We start from the raw sequence: 22,632 nt of genomic DNA on the forward strand, positions 1-22,632 counted from the left end.
AAATAAGCATAAAAAAAGAGACATTATTTTAGTAATGTCTCTTTATATTTTTGTTTAATTTTCAATCCTAACGATTAATAGTCTGAGTCCTATCTGGACCTACAGAAACTATAGTAATAGGGATTTCCAATTCTTTTTCTAAAAAGGCGATGTATTCATTTAATTCTGAAGGGAATTCTGAAACGTTTCGCATTTTAGTTAAATCTTCTTTCCAACCTTTAAAATCTGTATAAATAGGAGTGACGTTTTCTTCTTCTATATTAAATGGGAAGTGTGTAATTGTTTCACCTTTATATTTGTAAGCTGTACATACTTTTAAGGTTTTAAACCCTGAAAGCACATCACCTTTCATCATACTTAATTGAGTCACACCATTGACTTGGCAAGCATATTTAAGCGCAACAAGATCTAACCATCCACAGCGTCTTGGTCTTCCTGTAACCGCTCCAAACTCACGACCAATGCGAGCCATTTCGGCTCCAACTTCGTCAAATAATTCAGTAGGGAATGGTCCAGAACCAACACGAGTTGTGTAAGCTTTAAAAATTCCGAAAACTTCACCAATTTTATTTGGCGCAACACCTAAACCTGTACATGCTCCAGAAGCAGTAGTGTTTGAGGATGTCACGAACGGATATGTTCCGAAGTCAATATCTAAAAGAGACCCTTGAGCACCTTCTGCTAAAATAGGCTTTCCAGCTTTTAATGCTTCGTTTAAATACTCTTCACTATCTATAAATTGTAATTCTTTTAGTCGCTCTACAGCAGCAAAGAATTCTTCTTCCATTTCACTTAAATCATATTGGATATCTACATTGTAGAATCCAATCATAGCTTCATGCTTATTAGCAAGTGCTCTGTATTTTTCTTTCCAATTGTCTTGTTCTAGATCACCAATTCTAATTCCGTTACGACCAGTTTTATCCATATAAGTTGGACCAATACCTTTTAAAGTAGAACCAATTTTGGCTTTTCCTTTAGAGGTTTCTGACGCAGCATCTAATAATCGATGTGTAGGTAGAATGACGTGTGCTTTTCTAGAAATAATTAAATTGGATTTGTAGTCTAATTTAAATTGGTCTAAACCATCTAACTCTTGAACAAACACAACAGGATCAATAACGACACCATTACCAATAACGTTCATAGACTCTTTATGAAAAATTCCAGAAGGAATTGTTCTTAATACATGTTTGATTCCGTCAAATTCTAAAGTATGACCTGCATTTGGTCCTCCTTGAAAACGAGCAATAATGTTGTAGTTGGAGGTGAGTACATCAACAATTTTTCCTTTGCCTTCGTCGCCCCATTGTAATCCTAGTAGTAGATCTACTGCCATTGTGTAATTAATTATTTGGTTTATTTTTTGTTCCGTAGAAATAAAGAGAATGGTTAGAGATAGAAATATCAAAAACCTCTTCAATCGTTTTTTTGATGGTTTGAATGCGAGGATCACAAAACTCGATAACCTCACCAGTATCTGTCATTATAACATGATCATGCTGTTTATCAAAATATGATTTCTCATAGTGCGCTTGGTTTTGTCCAAACTGATGCTTTCTAACCAATGCACATTCCATTAAAATTTCAATGGTATTGTAAAGTGTAGCACGACTTACACGATAGTTTTTATTTTTCATTTTGATATATAAAGATTCTATATCAAAGTGTTCTTCACTATCATAAATTTCTTGAAGTATCGCGTAGCGTTCAGGTGTTTTTCTATGACCTTTATCTTCTAAGAATTTAGTAAAAACGTTTTTTACAATCTCTTGGTTAGTCTGTTCTGTTTTTTTACTCATTTTTAACTCGTGTGGAGTTTCATTCCATCAAGCTTCAAATTTACACATTTTTACACCAAATAAATTATAAAATTTAGCTAAAAAAAGGAAGCTTTGTTTTTAGGTTTTAAACTCTTGTTACTTTGTCGATTCCGTTAATCTTTTTAAGATTATCGATGAGCTTTTTTAACATTGTACTATTAGGAACAACAACATTTATTTTACCAGAAAAAATACCATCATCAGTCTCAAAACTAATACTTTTCATATTCACATGCATATTAGAAGAGATGACTTGTGTAATGTTATTCACTAATCCTAAATTATCAATACCAGACAATTTTATTTGAGTGGCGAATTCTTGTTGCGAAGAATCTATCCATTTTGCAATCATGACACGATATGCATAATTTGATTGCATGCTTAAAGCATTTGGGCAATTCTTTTTATGAACTTTTATACCTTCATTAATCGTCAAAAACCCAAATACAGGATCTCCAGGAATAGGATTACAACACGTTGATAATTTATAATCTAATTTTTCTTCTTCTTTACCAAAAACAATCTGATCATATTTTGCTGTAATCTCATCTTTATCAATATCTGGCGCAACAGAAGGTTTACGAATTTTATTCTTGATATAACTCATAAACATATTGCTTCTAGACGATGCATAGTCTTTGAGCATAGCGTTGTCAATGGTGCCAATTCCAACACGATAAAACAGATCTAAACTAGTTTTCAATTTAAAATGAGTGACCATTTCATTGATTGATTTCTCGTCTAGTGCAATTTTAAGTTGTTTGAGTTTTCGTCTCAGTATTTCTTTACCATCTTCAGCAAGATCTTTTTTATCTGCTTTGAGTGCCGATTTTATTTTACTAAGCGCTCTAGCTGTTGTTGCATAATCTAACCAATTACGGTTGGGTTTGATGTGTTCTGAAGTTAGGATTTCTACTTGATCTCCACTACTAAGCTCATGACTTAATGGTACGAGTTTACCATTAACTTTTGCGCCTCTAGTTTTCATACCTACTTGTGTATGAACGCTAAATGCAAAATCAAGAGGTGTTGCACCTTTTGGTAATGATTTTATATCTCCTTTTGGTGAGAATACAAATATTTCTTTAGAATATAGATTAAGTTTAAACTGCTCAACAAAGTCAACTGCATTGGTTTCGTTGCTTTCTAGAGCTTCTTGTAATTTATTAATCCAAGTATCTAGAGCGTCTTCTGTGTTTCCTTCTTTATATTTATAGTGTGCAGCATAGCCTTTCTCTGCAATTTCGTTCATGCGCTCACTACGAACTTGTACTTCAACCCATCTATTTTTTGGTCCCATAACCGTAATATGAAGTGCTTCATAGCCTGTAGATTTAGGTGAAGAAATCCAATCACGAAGACGGGTTGGGTTTGGAGTAAAATGATCTGTGACGATAGAATAGATTTTCCAAGCGAGGAATTTTTCGTTTTTAAAATCTGATTTATAGATGATACGAACTGCAAACTTATCATACACTTCATCAAAATCTACACCTTGTTTTAAGATTTTCTTTCTTATAGAATAAATAGATTTTGGTCGTCCTTTTATTTCATAGTTTAAACCTTCTTTGTCTAATGAGTCTACAATAACCTTAGAAAACGATTTTATATATTCATCTTGTTCCTGTTTGCTCTCATGCATCTTTTCTAAGATGTCGTTGTATACTTCAGGTTCGGTATATTTCATTCCGAGATCTTCGAGTTCGGTTTTGATATTATACAAACCTATTCTGTGAGCTAAAGGAGCGTAGATGTATAACGTTTCCGAAGCAATCTTCTCTTGCTTATCAGGTCGCATCGAGTCCATAGTTTGCATATTATGGAGACGATCTGCGATTTTAATAATGATGACACGTACATCATCATTAAGTGTCAATAGCATTTTACGAAAATTCTCTGCCTGAGTAGACACATCTGTCTCTTTACTAAGGGATGAGATTTTTGTTAATCCATCAACAATACGAGCAATAGTTTCTCCAAAGAGACGAGCAATATCATCTTTTGTGTAGTCAGGACTGTCCTCTACAACGTCATGGAGTAGGGCAGCAGCAATACTTGTTGCATCTAACCCAATTTCACTAGCTACAATTCTTGCCACAGCAATAGGATGGAAAATATAGGCTTCTCCAGATTTACGACGCTGATCTTTATGTGCATCTAAAGCCACTTCAAACGCTTGACGAATGAGTTTTTTATCTTCTTTAGTAAGGGTTTGATAACTTACTTTGAGAAGATTTTTGTAGGCTTTTGCTATCTCTGCATTTTCTTTTTCTATGGCTTCTTCTGTCATAGAACTAAAGTAAGCATAAGATATTTATTGTGCAATGGGTTTGTTGGGTTTTGTTTTGAGAAATTTATGAAACTATTATAATTGGATTATTTTAGTCAACCTATTTCAGGAAAGTACATTTTTTGATGCTTAGCTAACGGTTTTGTATATGGTTAGTTGTGAGTTTAAGCAACTAATTTAGTAAACAAAAACGAACGCGAGAAAATTCCGAAGGAATTTTTCAAATAAGCAACGACCAAAGCAATTAATTATACACGGTGTTAGGTGTTGACGATTTAAAACTTTTTGTTCTTTTCTAAATTTGGACTTTTGATCGAACCACGATCTTTAAGTATAAAACACATTTTGAATTTTTTTAAAGTTTGATTTTTTACTTCATGAATGATAATATCATTTTGAAGAAATTGAATTTTTATATCATCCTCTTTACCTATGCATATACCTAGTTTATCATCTTGATCATAACTAATTAAAGTTTTAGACTCAATCCCATTTTCAATAATTCCCAATTTGCCATTATGATAACCAATGATGCCAAACTCTAAATCCTTAGGGCCAAATTTATTTTTTAATTTATATGAGGACAAGCCTATGGCAATTGGTTCATTATTTTGTCCTGCAATTATACTAAAATAGTCACCAACACTATTAATTATTTGATCTGACTTGGCTGAACTTTGCCAATTATTTCTATTATGACCAATTAATTTATAACTATCAATTTTTGAAAAATAGATTTGATTTATTAGGTCTTTAAATTTATCTTCTTTAACGAGCGTTCTAAATAATTCATGAGCTATTTGCCTTGCAGTTGCTAGGAATGGAGATATAGAATGTTTTAATGGATTATTTTCTTTATCAGCAGTATTCCATCCAATAATATGATTTTCTAATCTGTATACGTCTAATGAAGAGCTAATAATATTTGGGTCTAAATGACTTCCTCCTGTTTTGTTAGCAAAAATATCCACAACAATTTTTTTTCTAGTAAAAGAAAATTTATTCTCATGACTACAAACAATTTCTTCTTTCCACCATTTATTAAATTCAAGGTTTTCTGATTTTCTAATATCTTCTAGATAAGGAAAAAAATCAAATAGACTAATTTGTCCAGAAGTTGATTTTACTAATCCATATACTGCTGACATTATACCCTCAGGTGTAGTGATTTTGACCATAGATCTATCCTCATATGTACTCAAAAATTGTATTGATTCAAGATTTAATAGATTTATGATAGAATGAGAAGTTCCATTAGGAATTGTATGATGTAGCAAAACTCTTAATCTATGACAAATCTCAAGTCCAAAAAATTGTTCACCATTATCAAATTCAAAACAGTTTGTAGCTAGGATTTTGAGTTGGTCATGGCAATTGTCAAGAAGTTCTTCGTTTGTCCACATTTTTTCAATTTTACCTTAGTTTGCACCTAACGTCTTAGGATATCACCTGTTTCAATTGGTGATATCTACAGTTAGCGAAGTTCGACAAATTTTTTAACAAAGTCAATACGTAGTTCTACGTAGATTTTAACGATCTACAAGAACGTAGGATGAGAATAATGCATCATAGATATTTATGGTACAATGGACTTATTGGGCTGTATTTTTAATGCTTTATAAATTTTAAAACGTGTGCTTTTGATGTATTATCAGATATTTTAATATGATAAAGCCCAGATGATAAATTATCAATATTAATATTTTGTATAGCCTCATCTCTTTGTCCTTTTAAAACAAGCTGTCCGTTTAAATCTAATATTTCAAAAGTATATTTTCGATTTATACCTAATATTTTTATGTTTTCACTAGAAGGATTTGGATATATACTTAATGCTATAAATGGTTGAACTTCATCAACACTTAACAGCATGCTTAAGTCCTCAATTTTAAATATATTATTACCAATACCTCCAGCAACATAAAGGTCATCATTATGAATAGCGAAAGCAGTAGGACGTCCAATTTCGGTATTCATAAAGTCTTCTAAAACAAGTGGGTCTTGGCTAAAATCTACCATAGATATTTTAGAAATTAAACTCATCCCAATTAAAAGTTTGTCCTCATAAAAAATCAATGAGTAGATATTAGATTCTAGATTTTCCATGACCATTTCTGGAACAGGATTCGTTTGCGTTGGATCTATCTTGGCTACTTTAGTGCCATATCCAAAATATAATAAACCATCACGATATGCGAAAGCTAATGGTCTTGCAGGTAGACTAACTACATTTATAAGACTCGGATTTGAGCTCGTTAAGTCAATTTTAGAAATAGAATTATCACCAGCAATATAAAGAAAGTCATCAATTTCAATCAAAGCATAAGTAGAACTCACATACATGATGTCTTCAACTACTGGGTTTGTTTCTGTAATATCAAACTTACTTATAGTACCATTTGAAAAATAAAGATCATTACCATATAACCCTATTGCTCTTGGGTAAATTAAGCCTGTAACTAAATCAACCACTACAGGATTTTCTTCAGTTAGATTAATTTTTGAAATTGTTCCTTGTCCTATATTATTTCCTGAATGATCACAAATGTATAGATCATCATTATGCACTGCAAGATTTAACGGATTTAAAAGTCCGTCTACAACTTCTACCTCTTGAGCAGTACTTACAACTGTCAAGAAGAGAACAATGATTTTTGATGTTTTTTTTAACATGATGTGATTGTTTTATAAGCTGTTTTTATGAAATCCCAAACCCATTTCAACTACGTAGGATACGAATAATGCATCAAAACATAGGCAGTATGAGGCGCTAAATTACTCAAACTATTTTTAAACAGGTTTTAGAGAGGTAGCTAATTGTTCTGTTATGTTAGAATAGATTCATCACTAAAATTTTGACTTCGGAAATTAGCAAATACAACAACCCAAAAGCAATCAAATTAAAAATGATGTGATTCTTTATCTTTTGGGATCTTTTATCATAGAACTAAAGTAAGCATAAGATATTTATTGTGCAATGGGTTTGTTGGGTTTTGCGTTAAGAAGTTTGCAAAACCCTTTAAACTACATTTTAATTTTTATTATTCAACACAATTACCATCAATGATATCTTGAGATGATGGGTTGTAGGCGTTATTTGCAATTCCAATAGGAATAGCCAAGCCATTACCATTTACTAATAAATTCTCTAGTGCGCAAAAATTTGATAAGTTAGGATTTGGTGCTGGTGTTGAAGTTCCATCATCCTGACCTTTTAATCCTATTAAAAATTGTATTGAAGAGAAGAAGGGGCTTACGTTTATAGACGTTAAATTATCTAAGCCATTTAAATCAATTAATGCTTCGTTGTATGTTATCCATAAAAAGGATATTTCAGTAATTTGTTCTAACCCAACTAATGTGGTCAAAGCATCATTGTTTTCTATATAAATACCTGAAGAATTAGATAAATTACCTAGAACAGCAATAGATGTTAGTGCATCATTATCCTCTAAAGTTAAAGAACCATCAATATTGGATAAATTATTCAGACCTTCAAGAGAGGTTAAAGCATCATTATTTGTAATTGATAATCTATTTAGACTATTTATATTATTTAAGTCAGAGATTGAGGTTAATAAAGCATTGTTACTAATAAATAAACCGTTTCCTATAGTTACAAGATTTTGTAGTCCATTGAGAGATTCTAAATTATCATTTGCAAAAACACTAACATTATCATTCACTATTGATAAACCTTCCAAAGGCGTTAAATCAACAATATCGCTATTTTCACCTCCAATACGAAGATCACCATCTACAGTTACAAAACTAAACACTCCAAACTCATTGACCTCTGCCTGGTTCGTTAATGTAACATTACCATTAAATATACCACCAATATCTTCACATGTGCTTAATGACCCAAGGTTTATGATTTCCCCATTTAAAGTAATCTCGTTTGATATGGTCCATTGGCTGGTATCAAAATCAAATATTTGAACATGAGTTGTTGTCGTTGTACAATGTTGTAATCCTATATTTATAATTCCGTCGGTAATGCTGAATGTGTTAAATTCATCAATGAAAGCATAACCATTAGTTAACGGTGTACCATTACAGTTGGTCACTGTTCCAGACAGTGTTGTGGTTTGAAATTCTTCGGAAAACGAAATGTTAACACTAGAATCTGAACTGTAAGGGCCTAATACTTGTTCATGAACTAATTGATAATTACATTCTTGTCCTGTACTATAAATAGATATCGTAATGTCTTCATTTTGAGGAATGAAACCGCATTCTTCTCCATCTTGAGACAATACATCTCCAGAAAATATAAGTTGATTAGTATTGTGCTTTATTTCAACAACGTAAGGGGTTGATGCATCTGTAGTGCCAGAATTAATAGTAAAACAAAGGTTCACATAATCATAAGGGATATCACAATTCCACCAAGAAAAGTGACTTACTAAACCAAAATATTTATTATTACTTTTTATGGCCTGACCTTCTTCTTTCCAATACCCAACGGTTTCATCAAAATACCAAAGTGGTATCGTGTCTGGAGCACTATCTAACTGGTTAGAGTCTATTGGGAATGTTATTGAAGCAGATGAGTTCTCACTTATATTTAATTGTTCTCCACTTGGTGATAATAAGTTTACAGAAAACATGCCATAAGACTCTAAGCCAACAGCTACATTAGTTGTTGTTTGTGCAAACAAGCTTCCAGGCATTTGTGCAAAAGATGAATTACTATTTGGTACTACTGAATGTAAAACAACTTCAACTTGACCATTATATGGACTTCCATCCGATGTTATAAAATCGCCATTAAATCCAACAGTAACTCCATTAGATAATGAAACAACAGAAGATTCACCAGAATTTATAGTAGCCGTAACCTCTTTTTTTAGTAAAACAATATTTATCCTATTAACACCATCTGTTTTTGGCACCACAACTCTAGATCCATTAACATAACCATCTTTATACGCTTTTATATATGCGAAATTTTCAAAAACTTCTGCATCATTTATAATAAAAAAGCCATTTTGATCAGTTAAAGCAATGGAGTTTCCAATTGTGATTTGAACGTTAGAGAGGTTCTCACCAGCTTCATTTTTTATGAGACCTATGAATTTTCCTGTAGTTACATTTCCGAAGTTTTCATTTTGAAACATGAGATCATTGGCGTTTGAGCCTGGATCATTACCATTTTGAGAAATATCATCATCATTTTCGCAACCTTGAAGAGTTAACGAAACTAAAAGGAGAAGAATTAATCTAGTAATTTTTTTCATAGCAATTTGATTTTATTTGTTTCTAATAGATCTGAAAATCATATATAATTATATTCTAATATATGCATTTTTTTTAAAGTAAGATAATTATTACAATAAAATGGTCTACTAGATTTTAATTAATGACTTCTTCTATGATAATTTAGTTTTTATTGAATATACTATTACTTTCTAATGTTATTAAGCTTTGAGTTGTTCATGAGTTTTTCGACCTTCTTTAACTATTATTTCAATACTCTCTTCAATATCTTTTTTTGTAGTTCTAAAATTCACAATACATGTTCTCAGACAATATTTTTCTAAGACTATCGCATTTGATAAAAAGAGTTCACCACCTTCTTGCAAATTGTTTACTAATTCTTCATTCAAGGTGTTTAAATAGGTGTCTCTTTTTTTATCCATTTTCTCAAGATCTTTAGGGATATATCTAAATGTCGCAATACTTAAGTTTTGGGTTACAGGCTCTATTTCAGGGTGTTTATTTGCCAATTCATAGAAGTATTTAGACAATTCGATATCTTCTGTTATGAGCTTAATATAACCATCGTTTCCAATGTGTTGTAACGCAAGCCAAACTTTTAAGGCTCTAAAACCACGAGAATTTTGTAATCCGTATTCAAAGTAATTTAGTGATCCACCTTCTTCAGATAAACTGAAATTGTAATATTCAGGATGTGAACTATACGTGTTTATAAGATGTTTTGGATTTTTGACTAGAGTACAACCTGCTTCTAAAGGGCTGTATAACCATTTATGAGGATCTAGAGCAATAGAGTCTGCATCTTTTATTCCTTTAAATAACTCTTTTAGTTCAGGAATAACAGCAGCAGGAGCTCCATAAGCACCATCAATATGAAACCATAAATCATTGGCTTTACATATAGCAGCAATAGCTTCAAGATTATCAATAACACCTGTGCTCACATCTCCTGCAGTACCAACAACCATAAATGGTTGGTGCCCTTTTTTTAAATCATCTTTTATGGTTTGTTCTAAAATTTGATTGTTCATTTTATTGGAGGCATCTGTAGGAATCCAACGTACAGATTTAGTGCCATGTCCAAATAAAATGGCTGCTTTGTCAATCCAAGTATGTGTAGATTTTGAACAGTAAGTAATGAGTTGTTTTGAGTTAGAAAGGCCATCTTCTTTAATGCTTTTAGGAGCTTTTGCAGTTCTTGCAGCTAAAAAGGCAGTGAAATTAGCCATATTTCCTCCACTAACCAAAACGCCTCCATAGTTTGGTGAGACACCAATAAATTCTGCTAACCACTTAATTGTTTGTTTTTCTATTTCCGTAGCTATTGGACTTAATATTTGTCCGCCAACATTAGCGTTAATAGAAGATGCAAGTAAATCTGCAAAAGCTCCAATAGGAGCAGGTGAGGAGGTTATAAATCCGAAAAATTTTGGATGACCATTAAACAGAGAATTATCTAATAATAATTTTGATGTAGAAGTTAATAAGTCTGCTGCTGCTGATCCATGTTTTGGTAAGGAAGAATCACCAAGCAATTTTTGCAATTCTTTTGGTGATTTGCTTGTTGTTACTGGTTTATCTGAAATGTTATCAAAGAAGTCAGAAATAGTATCAATGAGTTTATAGCCCATTTTTTGAAATTCTGCTTTGCTAATTTCAATCGAATTTTCTCGTTTATTCGTCATTCTGATTGTTTTAGTTGGTCTTTGACTAGCGTGCTCTTTTATAATAAGTTGTATTGAATGGAACTAAGTTAACAAAAGAAAATTAGGGAGAGGAGGAATTTGTAGGTTTTCCCAGATAGATTGAGTACTAGAAATAGATTATAACTAGTTATGCTATTCTTAAATAAAATCTTTCTAATCCTCAGTTGTAGAAATTCTGTATTTTGAATTAAGGTACTACTATTTTTTTCTCAAATTCCTAACACGCTCCAACAACGTAGGATGAGAATAATGCATCAATACATAAGCTGGATGAGGCGTTAGATTACTCAAACTATTTTTAGATAATTTTTTAAGTGAAGTTATTAAAGGCTCAGCTTTATAGGTGTTTTTTGCAAAATCATCTGCTTGATATTCAAATTTACGAGAGAGTTGATTCATTAATAAACCTGTTACTTCGGAAATTGGAGAATACAACAAACCAAAGGCAATTAAACCAACATGAAAACTTGCGATTTCAACACCAAGCGCATTTGACAATAACGGATTTGAAATAAATACAGACAAAATAAATAAAGTCAATCCAGTCAAAGCAATAGAAGCTACCAAATTAAAAACAATGTGTTTCTTTTTATAATGTCCAACCTCATGTGCGAGGACTGCAACAATTTCTTCCTCATCTAATTCTTTCACTAAGGTGTCATAAAGCGTCACACGTTTTTCGCTACCAAAACCAGAGAAATACGCATTAGCCTTTGTACTACGCTTTGAGCCATCAATGATAAAAATCTTATCGAGATTAAACCCAACAGATTTTGCATATTCTGAAATTTTATCACGCAAAGTTCCATCTTCTAAAGGTGTTTGTTTATTAAATAACGGAACAATAAGTTTGGAATAAAACATATTCATAAACACAGTGAACACTGTTACAATTCCCCAGGCATACAACCAAAATAACTCTTGTGTTTGCTCGTAAAACCAAATAATGAGCGCTAAAATTGCGCCTCCAATTATTACCATCATGATAAGACCTTTAATCTTATCAAGTACAAATGTTTTCTTGGTGGTTTTGTTAAATCCAAAACGTTCTTCAATTACGAAGGTTTTATAATAACTAAAAGGTGTAGAAATAAGATCGCTTCCCAGCATAATGATTCCGAAGAAAATTAAAGCAACCACAATTGGGTTTTCGCTATAGCTTCTTGCGATGTTGTCTACGTATTCAAATCCGTCAAAAAAGAGAAACCCTAAAGTAAGCGCCAATGAAAATAAGGAGCTCCAAATCCCAAATTTATAATTGGTCTTTTTATAGGCTTGCGATTTCTTATATTCTGTCTCATCGTAGACATCTTGTAATTCCTTCGGAATTGGATTGTCATAATTTTTTGCATTGAGATAATCTAAAACTTTATCAATAATGAAATTGATAACGATTATAAAAATGATAATGTAAAATAGTGTAGTAGATGTCATATTTATTTAAAATTACGCTGCCTCTTTACCTCAAAAATCAAAATTCCTGCAGCGACAGACACATTCATACTATCAATCTCACCTTGCATAGGGATTTTTATATTTTGAGTAGAAGCAAGTCGCCATGCATCACTTAAACCAGTAGCTTCTGTACCTACTACAATTGCGGTAGATTGCGTGTAATCTTGTTTGTGATAATCAACTGCTTCTTGTAAAATGGCACTATAAATAGAAACTTCATGCGCTTTTAAAAATGCGATGATTTCATCTGTATTACCAACACCTATTTGATTTGTAAACACACAACCAACACTAGACCTTATAATGTTTGGGTTGTATAAATCTCCTTTTGGGTTTGCAATAATCACAGCAGCTACATTAGCAGCATCAGCAGTACGAAGGATGGCACCAATATTTCCAGGTTTCTCAGGAGCTTCGGCAACGAGTATTAATGGGTTTTTCTTTGGTCCCGAAACAATCGGGATTAAATCTTCCAATCTATGCTGTTTCATTTCAGCAATAGCAATAATACCTTCTGTAGAACTACGATAAGCCAATTTTTCAAATACATCTCTAGAGATTTGGATGCGTTCAATTTCCGAAGATATTAAAGAATTTAAATCATCATCAGAAACCAAATCTGGATAAAATAATACAGTCTTAATCTTATAATTGGCTTTTGTGGCTAGCATTAATTCGCGCTGACCCTCAATAATAAAGAGACCTGTTTTTTTACGCTCACGAGATTTATCTTTTAAAACAAGAATTTGTTTTACTAGTTGATTTTGTACGCTCGTGATTTCTTTATACTGCATTATGTTAAAATTCAAAATGTTTGGAAGAGAACAAATTTACATTTTATCAAACATATACTGCGTTAATCTATAAATAGAATTACTGCGTTTTAATCAAAGGGTAGGAAAATTAAGAATATAGCTGTTATAATAGTGACACAAATTTTCATCACTCGATTTAGATTTGTAACTTGAAACTTGTAACAACCGATCAAACTCTTATTTATGAAAACAAAATTACTCATTCCGCTAATTGCCCTTTTCTTTACAACTTTTATTAATGCCCAAGACCTAACCATGCAAAATGGTTCTTGGACAGAGTGTGATTTTATTTTAACAGACTCAGGAAGTTCTACTGCTAATTATGGTAATAATGAAAACCTTACATTGACTTTATGTCCGTCAAATGATAACGAATTAGTGTCTATTGAATTTTTAGAATTTTCAACGCAATTCAACGCAGATTTTCTAAGTATTTATGATGGTGATACCATAAATAGTCCGTTAATTGGTTCGTATTCTGGAGTAGATAGTCCCGGATTTGTAACCGCAGAAAATGCTTCTGGTTGTTTAACCATTACATTTATTAGTGATGCTGTTGGTACAACGACAGGTTGGTCTGCTGAAGTTCTTTGTACAGTACAAGATTTTGTAATTAATCAACCCACAGACTATCTGGTTTGTGATAATGACTTAGATGGGGTTTATGATTTTGATTTAATAGCAAAGGATTCAGAAATTTTAGGATCGTTGAGTCCTAATAATTATGAAGTTACTTATTATCAAACACAGCAAGATGCAGAAGCTGTAATAAATGCACTAGCCAGTCCTTATACAAATGTCACTAATCCACAAACAATATTTGTTAACGTAATGCATAATACTACAGGTAATATGCAGCAAGCATCTTTTGATCTTATTGTGAATATTGCTCCTCAACCTAATCTTCAAGAGATTTATGAGATTTGTGAAGGGTCTACGCTTATTGTAGATTCTGGATTAAACGATCCTAATTTCAATTATCAGTGGTATTACGATGGATTTGTTATTCCAAATGAATATAACGCTACATTAGAAGTAACTCAAACGGGTTATTATCAATTATATGTGTCCTCTTCAAATTTCTGTGATTCTTTTACAGATTTTGAAGTGCTTATAAATGATTTTAGTTTTGTAACACAACCTTCACCATTAGTAGTATGTGATGATGATAATGATGGTTTTGCACTTTTTGATTTAGACACCAAAACTCAAGAAATTATAAATGGTGTGGATAACTCAACAGTTATAGTTACATTTCATGAAACAGAGAGTGATGCAGCTAATAATGTTAATCCTTTATCTTCTCCTTATGTTAATATCACTCCATTAAGTCAAGTAGTTTATGTTAGAGTGTCTACTATATTTGGAGATTGTTCATCAATTGGTTTCATGGAACTTATTGTAGATGTTAATTGTGTTTATGCATCATCTGCAAACATAAATGTTTGTGCTGATGATCCAAATATTACAGTTGATGTTGATTTAACAACGCAAGAAACTAATATGATTAATGGTCAAAATATTGCAGATTATACATTTAGTTATTACAATTCAATGACAAATGCAGAAGCTCAAATAAACCCAATAATCAACCCTGAGAATTTTATTGTGAGTGGTAACTCCTCTACAGTTTTTGTAAGAATTGAAGAAAATTCAACTGGAGATAATACGGTTATAGAATTATATGTGAATTTTAATTTGAATCCGACAGTCGTTTTTAATGAGCCTTATACAATTTGTTCTGGAACAGAAATAGTTCTAACACCAATTTTAACAGGTGGTGCAACTAATCAATACACGTATTTATGGAGTAATGGTTTAACAGATTCAGAAATCATAGTTTTTGATGCTGGTGTGTATTCAGTTACTGTTACAGATCCAATAAGTGGTTGTTCAACTTATGCAGAAGTTTTAGTTAGTGAAGGAGAAGGTGCAGCTATTGCAACACCACAAAGTTTGTCTTCATGTGCTGCTAATGGTGTTTTTGATTTAACAAACGTTATACCAGAAGTATTGAATGGTTTAGATCCAAATAATTATGAGATTGCATTTTATGATAACTTCAATGCTATGTTTAATCAAGTTAATGCGATTTCAAATCCAGATCAATATACAGCGACAACAAACCTTCTAACGATTTATATAAGAGTAAGTAATCTTGACAATGAATGTTTTGCGTTTAGTGATTTTAATCTTATTATAGAAGATTGTCCAATAGAAATTGATTGTGGTGAAGCGCCAGTGAACACGACATATTGCTATGCACTTAGTTCTGCAGATGAATACACATATGTTAGTGTAGATGGTTCACCAGTGCAAGTGACTTTTAATTCTGGACAAGTAGAAGATAATTGGGATGAATTGACAGTTATTGATTCAGATGGAACTGTTATATATAGTGGCTACGGAAATAATGGAAACCTTACAGGATTAACATTTATGTCAACTGGCGACCGACTTACAATTTACGTAGACTCTGATGATGTTTTTGCGTGTGCAGATCAAAATTACAATCCAATTGATTATGATGTGAGTTGTTTTGATGCTACAGCAGTACCAAACTGTACTTCTGTCTTGACAAGTCCAATTAATGGTGATGTTGATGTGAATGAAAATATAGATTTATCATGGACAATGTCATCTGGTTTGGTATCAGGTTATAAGTTATCTGTTGGTATTACATCTGGCGGAACAGAAGTTTTTGATAACGAAGACGTAGGAAATGTTTTAACCTATGATATTGGTACTCTAGATTATGAAACAACATATTATGTAACCATTATAGCTTACAATGATAATGGAGATGCTACAGGTTGTACAGAAGAAAATTTTACAACAAGATCAAACCCTAACCAAACTGTAGTTTGTGCTGATGGAGGTTTAAACACAATGTTTTGTTATGACAATTCTGATACTACAGAGTTTAATTTTCAAAGTGACAATGGAGGTCCATTAACGATATATTTTAATTCAGGAGGTGCAGAAGTTGACTATGATGAAGTCTATATTTTAGATTCAGATGGTTCTATAATGAATCCAAATTTAACTTATGGGAATAATGGTGATTTTTCTGGATTGAGTTATACATCTACAGGAGAAACAATTACTATAGCTTTTGATACAGATACCTCTATAAGTTGCGCATCTGGTAGTTCATGCTGTACAGAGCAGTTTGATTTTGACGTGTATTGCTCAACTTCCGTAGGAATAATAGATGTTAACGCATTTGTAGATGCAAATGCAAATGCAATTTTTGATACAGCAGAACCTAATTTTTCTAACGGTTATTTTACTTATGAAATCAATAACGACGGAAATATTAATATCGTAAATTCTTCAACGGGTTCATTTCAAATTGTTACTACAAATGAAACAGATGTTTATGACATCACGTTTAACCCATACGAGGAATCTGCAGGATGTTATGAAATTACAACAAGTATTTTTGAAAATATAAGCGTTACTAATGGTACAACAGAAACTGTTGATTTTCCTGTTGTAGAAGAACAAAGTTGTGAAGACCTTGCTGTATATCTAATTAATAATTGGACACCTCCAAGACCTGGTTTTAGTCATGAAAATATCCTCGTGTTAGAAAACTTAGGATTTACAACAATTACCTCAGGTACAGTAGAATTTATTGTTGACCCATTACTAATTTATAATGGTGTTACAAATGTGAATCCTAACTATACAATTAATACTACTGCAACAGGATTCACAGTAGACTTTGTAAACTTCCAACCTGGAACTACAGAATATATAGATATTTCATTAACCTGTCCTGCAACTGTAGATTTAGGTGAGATTGTTACCAATACAGCAAATTATGTTACTAATAGTAATGATTTGGTAACAACCAATAATTACTCAACATTGTCTGAGTTGATTGTTGGTTCTTGGGATCCAAATGATATGAGAGAGTCTCATGGACCACGAGTGAATTACGATAATTTCGCAGCATCAGATGAGTATTTATATTATACCATTCGTTTCCAAAATTTAGGAACAGCAGCTGCCGATTTTGTTAGAATTGACGATGCATTGAATAGTCAATTAGATGAAACAACATTTGAAATGTTGAGGTCGAGTCATGATTATGTGGTGACAAGAACAGATTCTGATTTAGAATGGTTTTTCGAGGATATTAATTTGGCAGCAGAGCAAGATGATGTAGAAGCTAGTAAAGGTTTTGTCTATTTCAGGATTAAGTCAAAATCAGGATATGGTATTGGAGATATCATCCCAAATACAGCATCAATTTTCTTTGATTTTAATGCTCCTGTAATTACAAATCGTTTTGATACAGAATTTGTTGAAGATGCATTATCTTTAGAGGATTCAAACTTTATATCCTTTGATATGTTTCCAAATCCAGCCAAAGACATCTTGAATATTAAATTAAACAATATTTCAAATGCTAATCTTAGCGTTTATGATATTCAAGGCAAATTAGTATTAGAGCATTCTATTTCTGAAACACAGAACCTAGAGCTTAATGTTTCAGACTTACAAAGTGGAATGTACTTTATGAAACTAAATACTGGAACTAAAGAACTAGTAAAAAAATTAATTATTGAATAATAGTAATTAAATAATGTTTTAAAAGCCTCAGACCAGTTCTGAGGCTTTTTGTTTAAAAAACAAAGTGTTATATTTATATACATTATGTTGACTTAAAGTGTCAAATAAAAACCAAAACTATGAAACTAAAAGTACTAATTGTCTTTTTTATTCTTTGTTCACTATTTAGTTTTTCTCAGGTTGATTTAGGTGCTGATATAGAATCTTGTGAAGGAAACACAGTTGTTTTAGATGCAACTACTCCAGGAGCAATAACTTATGAATGGTACAGAAATGGTTTCATCATAACAGGTGAGGTGTCGTCAACTTTATCTGTTTATTATACTGATATTTATGAAGTATATGTGCAAGTCGAAGGCGACACATTTACAGATGATATAGTTGTTACTTTTAATCCAAATCCCATAGCGCAAACTTTAACAGATTTTAGTTTATGTGACAATAATTTAGATGGTTTCGGAACCTTTGATCTTACATCTAAAGATTTTGAAATTATCGGAAATCAAACCGAAGTGTATGTGAGTTATTTTGATTCTCAAGTCTCAGCAGAACAGTACATTAATCCTATAGTTGGTCCTTATGTAAATAGTGCTAATCCTCAAACCATTTGGGCTAGAATAGAAAACACTGTTACAGGTTGTTTTACTGTTGTGGATTTTGATTTAATTCTCGATCCAAACTGTGAAGACCTTGAAGTATTATGTGGTCCAGTTCCTCTAAATATTGAATACTGTTATCCAAATAACTCTGTCAAGCAATACAACTTTTTTAACCCTATAGGATCGCCTCTAACAGTGGTGTTTAATTCAGGGCAATTAGAACTAAATATTGATAAAGTAATCGTGATTGATTCAGATGGAGCGACACAACTTTTTAATGGCGATAATAATGGAGATCTTGAAGGGTTAACAATTCAATCCATAGGAAGTTCTATTTCAGTAAGAATAGAATCAAATGATAGTATCAGTTGTGCTGATGGTAGTTCTGAACTCATAGAGTTTGACGTCTTTTGCGCTGATTTTGCTGGTAGTATCAGCGGAAGAGCTTTTTTTGATGAAAATAATAATGACATATTTGATGGAAATGATGCAAATTTTAGAAATGGCTATTACACTTATGAAGTTAATAATAGCGGAATTATAAATGAAATAGTGTCTACAGACGGTAACTATTATATAGCCAATGCAGAAGAAGGTAATAGTTACGAGATAACATATAATTTATATGAAGGTTATCAAGATTGTTATACAATTACCACAAATGCAGTAAGTAATATCACAGTAACTGGCAATGAAGCTCTAGAAATAAATTTCCCAGTTACAAATGACCTAATGTGTGAAGATCTTGGCGTGTATCTCTTATCACCTTTTGCTCAGCAACCAAGACCAGGGTTTCATTATATAAATCGTGTGTATATTGAGAATTTTGGGTTTTCTACAATTAATTCTGGGACAATTGAGTTTGTTGCCGATGATTTAGTTGAATTTGTTGAGACCTATTACCAAACAAACCCAAATCATGTGGTCACATACACTAGTAATGGCTTTACATTAGATTTTACAAATCTACAACCTGGTGATATTGAGTATATAAATGTCAGATTATATTGTCCTGCTAGCGTTGAGCTAGGGCAAGTTGTCAATAATACAGTGACATACACAATGTCTGGCAACGATGATTTTGAATTAAATAACACGTCAGAATTAGCTCAAATTGTTGTAGGTTCTTGGGACCCTAATGATAAGATGGAGTCACATGGTCCAGAAATAGTATATGACGATTTTAGTTCGTCCGATGAATTTTTATACTACACCATTCGCTTTCAAAATTTAGGTACAGCAGATGCTATTACAGTTAGAATTGAAGATGCTCTCGATGCTAGTTTAAATGAAGACACCTTTCAAATGTTACGATCAAGTCATAACTATTCATTATCAAAAATAGATAACGAAATCACATGGCAATTTGATAATATTTATTTACCAGCAGAGCAAGATGATGAAGAAGGAAGTCAAGGTTTTGTGTACTTTAAAATTAAACCAAAATCAGGATATGCTATTGGAGATATTATCCCTAATACAGCGTCAATTTTCTTTGATTTTAATGCTCCTGTAATTACAAATCTTTTTGATTCAGAATTTGTTGAAGATGCATTATCTGTAGAAGATTCAAACTTTATCTTTTTTGATATGTTTCCAAATCCAGCAAACGATCTGGTGACGATTCGTTTGAGTACTAATAACTCAGGGAATGTAACCGTGAAAATTATTGATCTCCAAGGAAAGCTCATCTTAGAGCAGCACATTTCCGAAGGAAATAATCTTGAATTAGATATTGCAGACTTACAAAGCGGACTCTATTTCGTGAAACTAAACACAAATAATAAAAGTTTAATCAAAAAACTGATTATAGAATAATTTTAAAATTTTTAATAAAAAAAAGCCTTAGATAACTTCTAAGGCTTTTTTTGTAAGCTATTCTAAGTAACTTCGTCAAAGTCACTTATTGAAAATAATTTTAACCTTAAATTAAAGATCAACTAATGAAATTAGCAAGCTTATTATTAATTGTATTACTAGTTTTTACATCTTGTAAAGACAATAAAACATCAGAAAAAGTAGAGTCTATTGATTATTCTAAAGAAAATTTAGATGTCACAACAAGTACCTATCCAGAAAGCATTACTACTGTTTTTGATGCACACGGAGGAGTAGATGCTTGGAAAAAAATGAACACACTCAAATTTACAATGCCTAAAGAAACAGGTGACGAAATCACAACTGTAGATTTGCATAATAGATATTCTATCATAGAAATGCCACAACATTCTCTTGGGTATGATGGTAAAGAAATTTGGTTGCAAAAAAAGGATACAACATCTTACAAAGGCAATCCTAAGTTTTATTATAACTTAATGTTTTACTTCTATTCTATGCCTTTCGTTTTGGCAGATGACGGTATTAATTATGAAGACGTAGAGCCATTAAGCTTTGAAGGAAAAGAATATTCAGGAATCAAAATAACTTATGAAAGTGGAGTAGGAGAATCATCAGATGATGAATATATTTTATATTATGATCCAACAACAGGAGAAATGACTTGGTTAGCCTACACAGTGACTTTCTTTACAAGTGAAAAAGCTAAGGAGTTTCATTTTATTAAATATAGTGATTGGCAAACAGTCAATGGGATAAAACTTCCTAAAACACTTACTTGGTATAATTATGAAAATAACGTACCAACAACAAAACGTAATGATGTAGATTTTACTAATGTAATCTTAACTAAAGATTCAAAAGGAGTTTCAGCATTTTCAAAACCAGCAAATGCAGAAATCGTAAAATAGTTTAAGTAAATTATTAAATAAAAAAAAACCTGTCTAGTTTTAAAGCCGACAGGTTTTTTTATTGAATAATGTTTAGGACTAATCCTGTGTTTCAAACTTTTTAGAATAACGTTGCCATAATTCAGTTTGATGTGTTTCTAAACTTAATAGTCTACCATCAATAAAAGCATGTGTTAAGATATTTGTTCTCATATCTAGAGCATCTCCTTCGCTAATAAACAAAGTTGCACTCTTGCCAACTTCTAAAGTGCCATACATTTTATCTATTCCTAGAATTTTAGCAGGATTTAAAGTAATCAATTGTAAAGCTTGCTCTTTTGTTAAACCATGTGCAACAGTTGTTCCTGCATAAAAAGGAAGATTACGAGAATTCATACGTTCCATTTGTCCGCTAGTCTCTAATGCTACAGTAACGCCTTGATCTGTTAACAGTTTTGCTAATTTGAAAGGCATATCATAATCATCATCAGTTTGATCTGGTCTAGAATGCACACGTTGTAATAAAACAGCTATGTTATTACGCTTGAGCATATCGGCAACTTTATGAGCTTCATAACCACCTACAATAACCATTTTTGAAACTTTATTCGTTTTAGAAAAATTAACTGCATCTGTAATTCCTTTTTCATCATCTACATGAATGTATAAGGTTTTAGAGCCATTAAATAATCCATTAGTAGCTTCATAAGGTAAATGCTTAGGTGGTTTATCTCCAGCTATATAAGATTTTGTAGCATTAAAATAATCTGTGATTTCTGTTACTTGATTGTCATAATTTTTATTCAATTTCATAGCAGGATCTTCACCTAACCACCAACGACCTCTAGAAAAACTATTTGGCCAATTCATGTGAATCCCGTCATCTTCTTTTACAACTGCATCTTCCCAGTTCCATGCATCAAACTGCACTACAGATGATGTGCCTGAGATACGTCCGCCACGAGGTGTTATTTGACCTAAAAGAACTCCGTTGGGTCTCATAGATTCTACAATTTTAGACTCTGCGTTATAGGCAATTAAACTTCTAATGTGTGGATTCCATGAGCCTAGTTCCGAATCATCATTTGTAGCTCTCACTGCACTTATTTCTACTAACCCTAATGTAGAGTTTGGAACAATAAATCCAGGATAGACATGTTTACCATTAGCATTAATGACTTCCATACCAGCAAGATCCATTTTTACTAGTGTCATATCTGTTACAGTTTTAAGTTTACCATTTTCAAAAATGATAATACTGTTTTCAATGACGTCTCCATTTCCAATATGAGCTGTAGCTCCTATTATAGCAATTGTTTTGCTTTGCTTAGGAGCAGGAGTTTGTTGTGCTATACTTATGGAAAAACTTAGTACAGCAATCAGTAATAATTTTATATTGAGTGTTTTCATT

Annotated in this window: 13 protein-coding genes; 3 read left to right on the forward strand and 10 right to left on the reverse strand. The window is 32.1% G+C overall.

What is annotated here, in order from left to right:
- Positions 1 to 67 precede the first annotated feature (67 nt).
- From IM744_RS19180 to IM744_RS19220, 9 genes are all read right to left on the reverse strand, one after another.
- Positions 68 to 1,339, reverse strand: coding sequence for an adenylosuccinate synthase (locus tag IM744_RS19180; protein ID WP_194509800.1), 1,272 nt, complete (start codon positions 1,337 to 1,339; stop codon positions 68 to 70).
- Positions 1,340 to 1,346: 7 nt separating this feature from the next.
- Positions 1,347 to 1,802: a Fur family transcriptional regulator gene (locus IM744_RS19185; protein ID WP_194509801.1), complete on the reverse strand. Its 456-nt coding sequence runs from the start codon at positions 1,800 to 1,802 to the stop codon at positions 1,347 to 1,349.
- 106 nt (positions 1,803 to 1,908) lie between these two features.
- A complete protein-coding gene (locus IM744_RS19190; RefSeq protein ID WP_194509802.1) occupies positions 1,909 to 4,113 on the reverse strand; it encodes a RelA/SpoT family protein in 2,205 nt (734 codons plus the stop codon).
- A gap of 275 nt (positions 4,114 to 4,388) precedes the next feature.
- Positions 4,389 to 5,516, reverse strand: a complete 1,128-nt coding sequence (locus IM744_RS19195) for a hypothetical protein (RefSeq protein ID WP_194509803.1) — start codon at positions 5,514 to 5,516, stop codon at positions 4,389 to 4,391.
- Between the two features lie 205 nt (positions 5,517 to 5,721).
- The gene (locus IM744_RS19200) at positions 5,722 to 6,786 is read right to left on the reverse strand and encodes a T9SS type A sorting domain-containing protein (RefSeq protein ID WP_194509804.1); all 1,065 of its coding nucleotides are present in this window, start codon (positions 6,784 to 6,786) and stop codon (positions 5,722 to 5,724) included.
- Between the two features lie 368 nt (positions 6,787 to 7,154).
- Positions 7,155 to 9,356: a leucine-rich repeat domain-containing protein gene (locus IM744_RS19205; protein ID WP_194509805.1), complete on the reverse strand. Its 2,202-nt coding sequence runs from the start codon at positions 9,354 to 9,356 to the stop codon at positions 7,155 to 7,157.
- Positions 9,357 to 9,536: 180 nt separating this feature from the next.
- Positions 9,537 to 11,021 (reverse strand): pyridoxal phosphate-dependent decarboxylase family protein, encoded by a 1,485-nt coding sequence (locus IM744_RS19210; protein WP_194509806.1) that lies wholly within the window; start codon positions 11,019 to 11,021, stop codon positions 9,537 to 9,539.
- Between the two features lie 219 nt (positions 11,022 to 11,240).
- Positions 11,241 to 12,476, reverse strand: a complete 1,236-nt coding sequence (locus tag IM744_RS19215) for a M48 family metallopeptidase (RefSeq protein WP_194509807.1) — start codon at positions 12,474 to 12,476, stop codon at positions 11,241 to 11,243.
- A 2-nt stretch (positions 12,477 to 12,478) separates the two neighbouring features.
- Entirely contained in the window at positions 12,479 to 13,291 is an 813-nt protein-coding gene (locus tag IM744_RS19220; RefSeq protein WP_194509832.1) for a TrmH family RNA methyltransferase, read from the reverse strand.
- A gap of 204 nt (positions 13,292 to 13,495) precedes the next feature.
- Between IM744_RS19220 and IM744_RS19225 the strand changes: the two genes are divergently transcribed.
- The 3 genes from IM744_RS19225 (at position 13,496) to IM744_RS19235 (ending at position 21,242) form a co-directional block, all read left to right on the forward strand.
- A complete protein-coding gene (locus tag IM744_RS19225; protein WP_194509808.1) occupies positions 13,496 to 17,896 on the forward strand; it encodes a DUF7619 domain-containing protein in 4,401 nt (1,466 codons plus the stop codon).
- Between the two features lie 119 nt (positions 17,897 to 18,015).
- Entirely contained in the window at positions 18,016 to 20,313 is a 2,298-nt protein-coding gene (locus IM744_RS19230; RefSeq protein ID WP_194509809.1) for a T9SS type A sorting domain-containing protein, read from the forward strand.
- Positions 20,314 to 20,438: 125 nt separating this feature from the next.
- A complete protein-coding gene (locus IM744_RS19235; protein ID WP_194509810.1) occupies positions 20,439 to 21,242 on the forward strand; it encodes a DUF6503 family protein in 804 nt (267 codons plus the stop codon).
- 78 nt (positions 21,243 to 21,320) lie between these two features.
- On the opposite strand, the gene IM744_RS19240 is transcribed toward IM744_RS19235, so the two are convergent.
- Positions 21,321 to 22,631 carry an amidohydrolase family protein gene (locus IM744_RS19240; protein ID WP_194509811.1) on the reverse strand — a complete coding sequence of 437 codons (1,311 nt, stop codon included), beginning with the start codon at positions 22,629 to 22,631 and terminating at the stop codon, positions 21,321 to 21,323.
- Position 22,632 lies beyond the last annotated feature (1 nt).

The organism is Psychroserpens luteus (genome assembly GCF_015319355.1).
GTDB classification, from domain to species: Bacteria; Bacteroidota; Bacteroidia; order Flavobacteriales; family Flavobacteriaceae; genus Psychroserpens; species Psychroserpens luteus.

Excerpts from the sequence above, each read along its gene's own strand:
- IM744_RS19195 (WP_194509803.1), bottom strand. The coding sequence starts at position 5,516 with ATGTGGACAAACGAAGAACTTCTTGACAATTGCCATGACCAACTCAAA.
- IM744_RS19180 (WP_194509800.1), bottom strand. The coding sequence starts at position 1,339 with ATGGCAGTAGATCTACTACTAGGATTACAATGGGGCGACGAAGGCAAA.
- IM744_RS19205 (WP_194509805.1), bottom strand. The coding sequence starts at position 9,356 with ATGAAAAAAATTACTAGATTAATTCTTCTCCTTTTAGTTTCGTTAACT.
- IM744_RS19210 (WP_194509806.1), bottom strand. The coding sequence starts at position 11,021 with ATGACGAATAAACGAGAAAATTCGATTGAAATTAGCAAAGCAGAATTT.
- IM744_RS19230 (WP_194509809.1), top strand. The coding sequence starts at position 18,016 with ATGAAACTAAAAGTACTAATTGTCTTTTTTATTCTTTGTTCACTATTT.
- IM744_RS19200 (WP_194509804.1), bottom strand. The coding sequence starts at position 6,786 with ATGTTAAAAAAAACATCAAAAATCATTGTTCTCTTCTTGACAGTTGTA.
- IM744_RS19240 (WP_194509811.1), bottom strand. The coding sequence starts at position 22,631 with ATGAAAACACTCAATATAAAATTATTACTGATTGCTGTACTAAGTTTT.
- IM744_RS19235 (WP_194509810.1), top strand. The coding sequence starts at position 20,439 with ATGAAATTAGCAAGCTTATTATTAATTGTATTACTAGTTTTTACATCT.
- IM744_RS19215 (WP_194509807.1), bottom strand. The coding sequence starts at position 12,476 with ATGACATCTACTACACTATTTTACATTATCATTTTTATAATCGTTATC.
- IM744_RS19185 (WP_194509801.1), bottom strand. The coding sequence starts at position 1,802 with ATGAGTAAAAAAACAGAACAGACTAACCAAGAGATTGTAAAAAACGTT.
- IM744_RS19225 (WP_194509808.1), top strand. The coding sequence starts at position 13,496 with ATGAAAACAAAATTACTCATTCCGCTAATTGCCCTTTTCTTTACAACT.
- IM744_RS19220 (WP_194509832.1), bottom strand. The coding sequence starts at position 13,291 with ATGCAGTATAAAGAAATCACGAGCGTACAAAATCAACTAGTAAAACAA.
- IM744_RS19190 (WP_194509802.1), bottom strand. The coding sequence starts at position 4,113 with ATGACAGAAGAAGCCATAGAAAAAGAAAATGCAGAGATAGCAAAAGCC.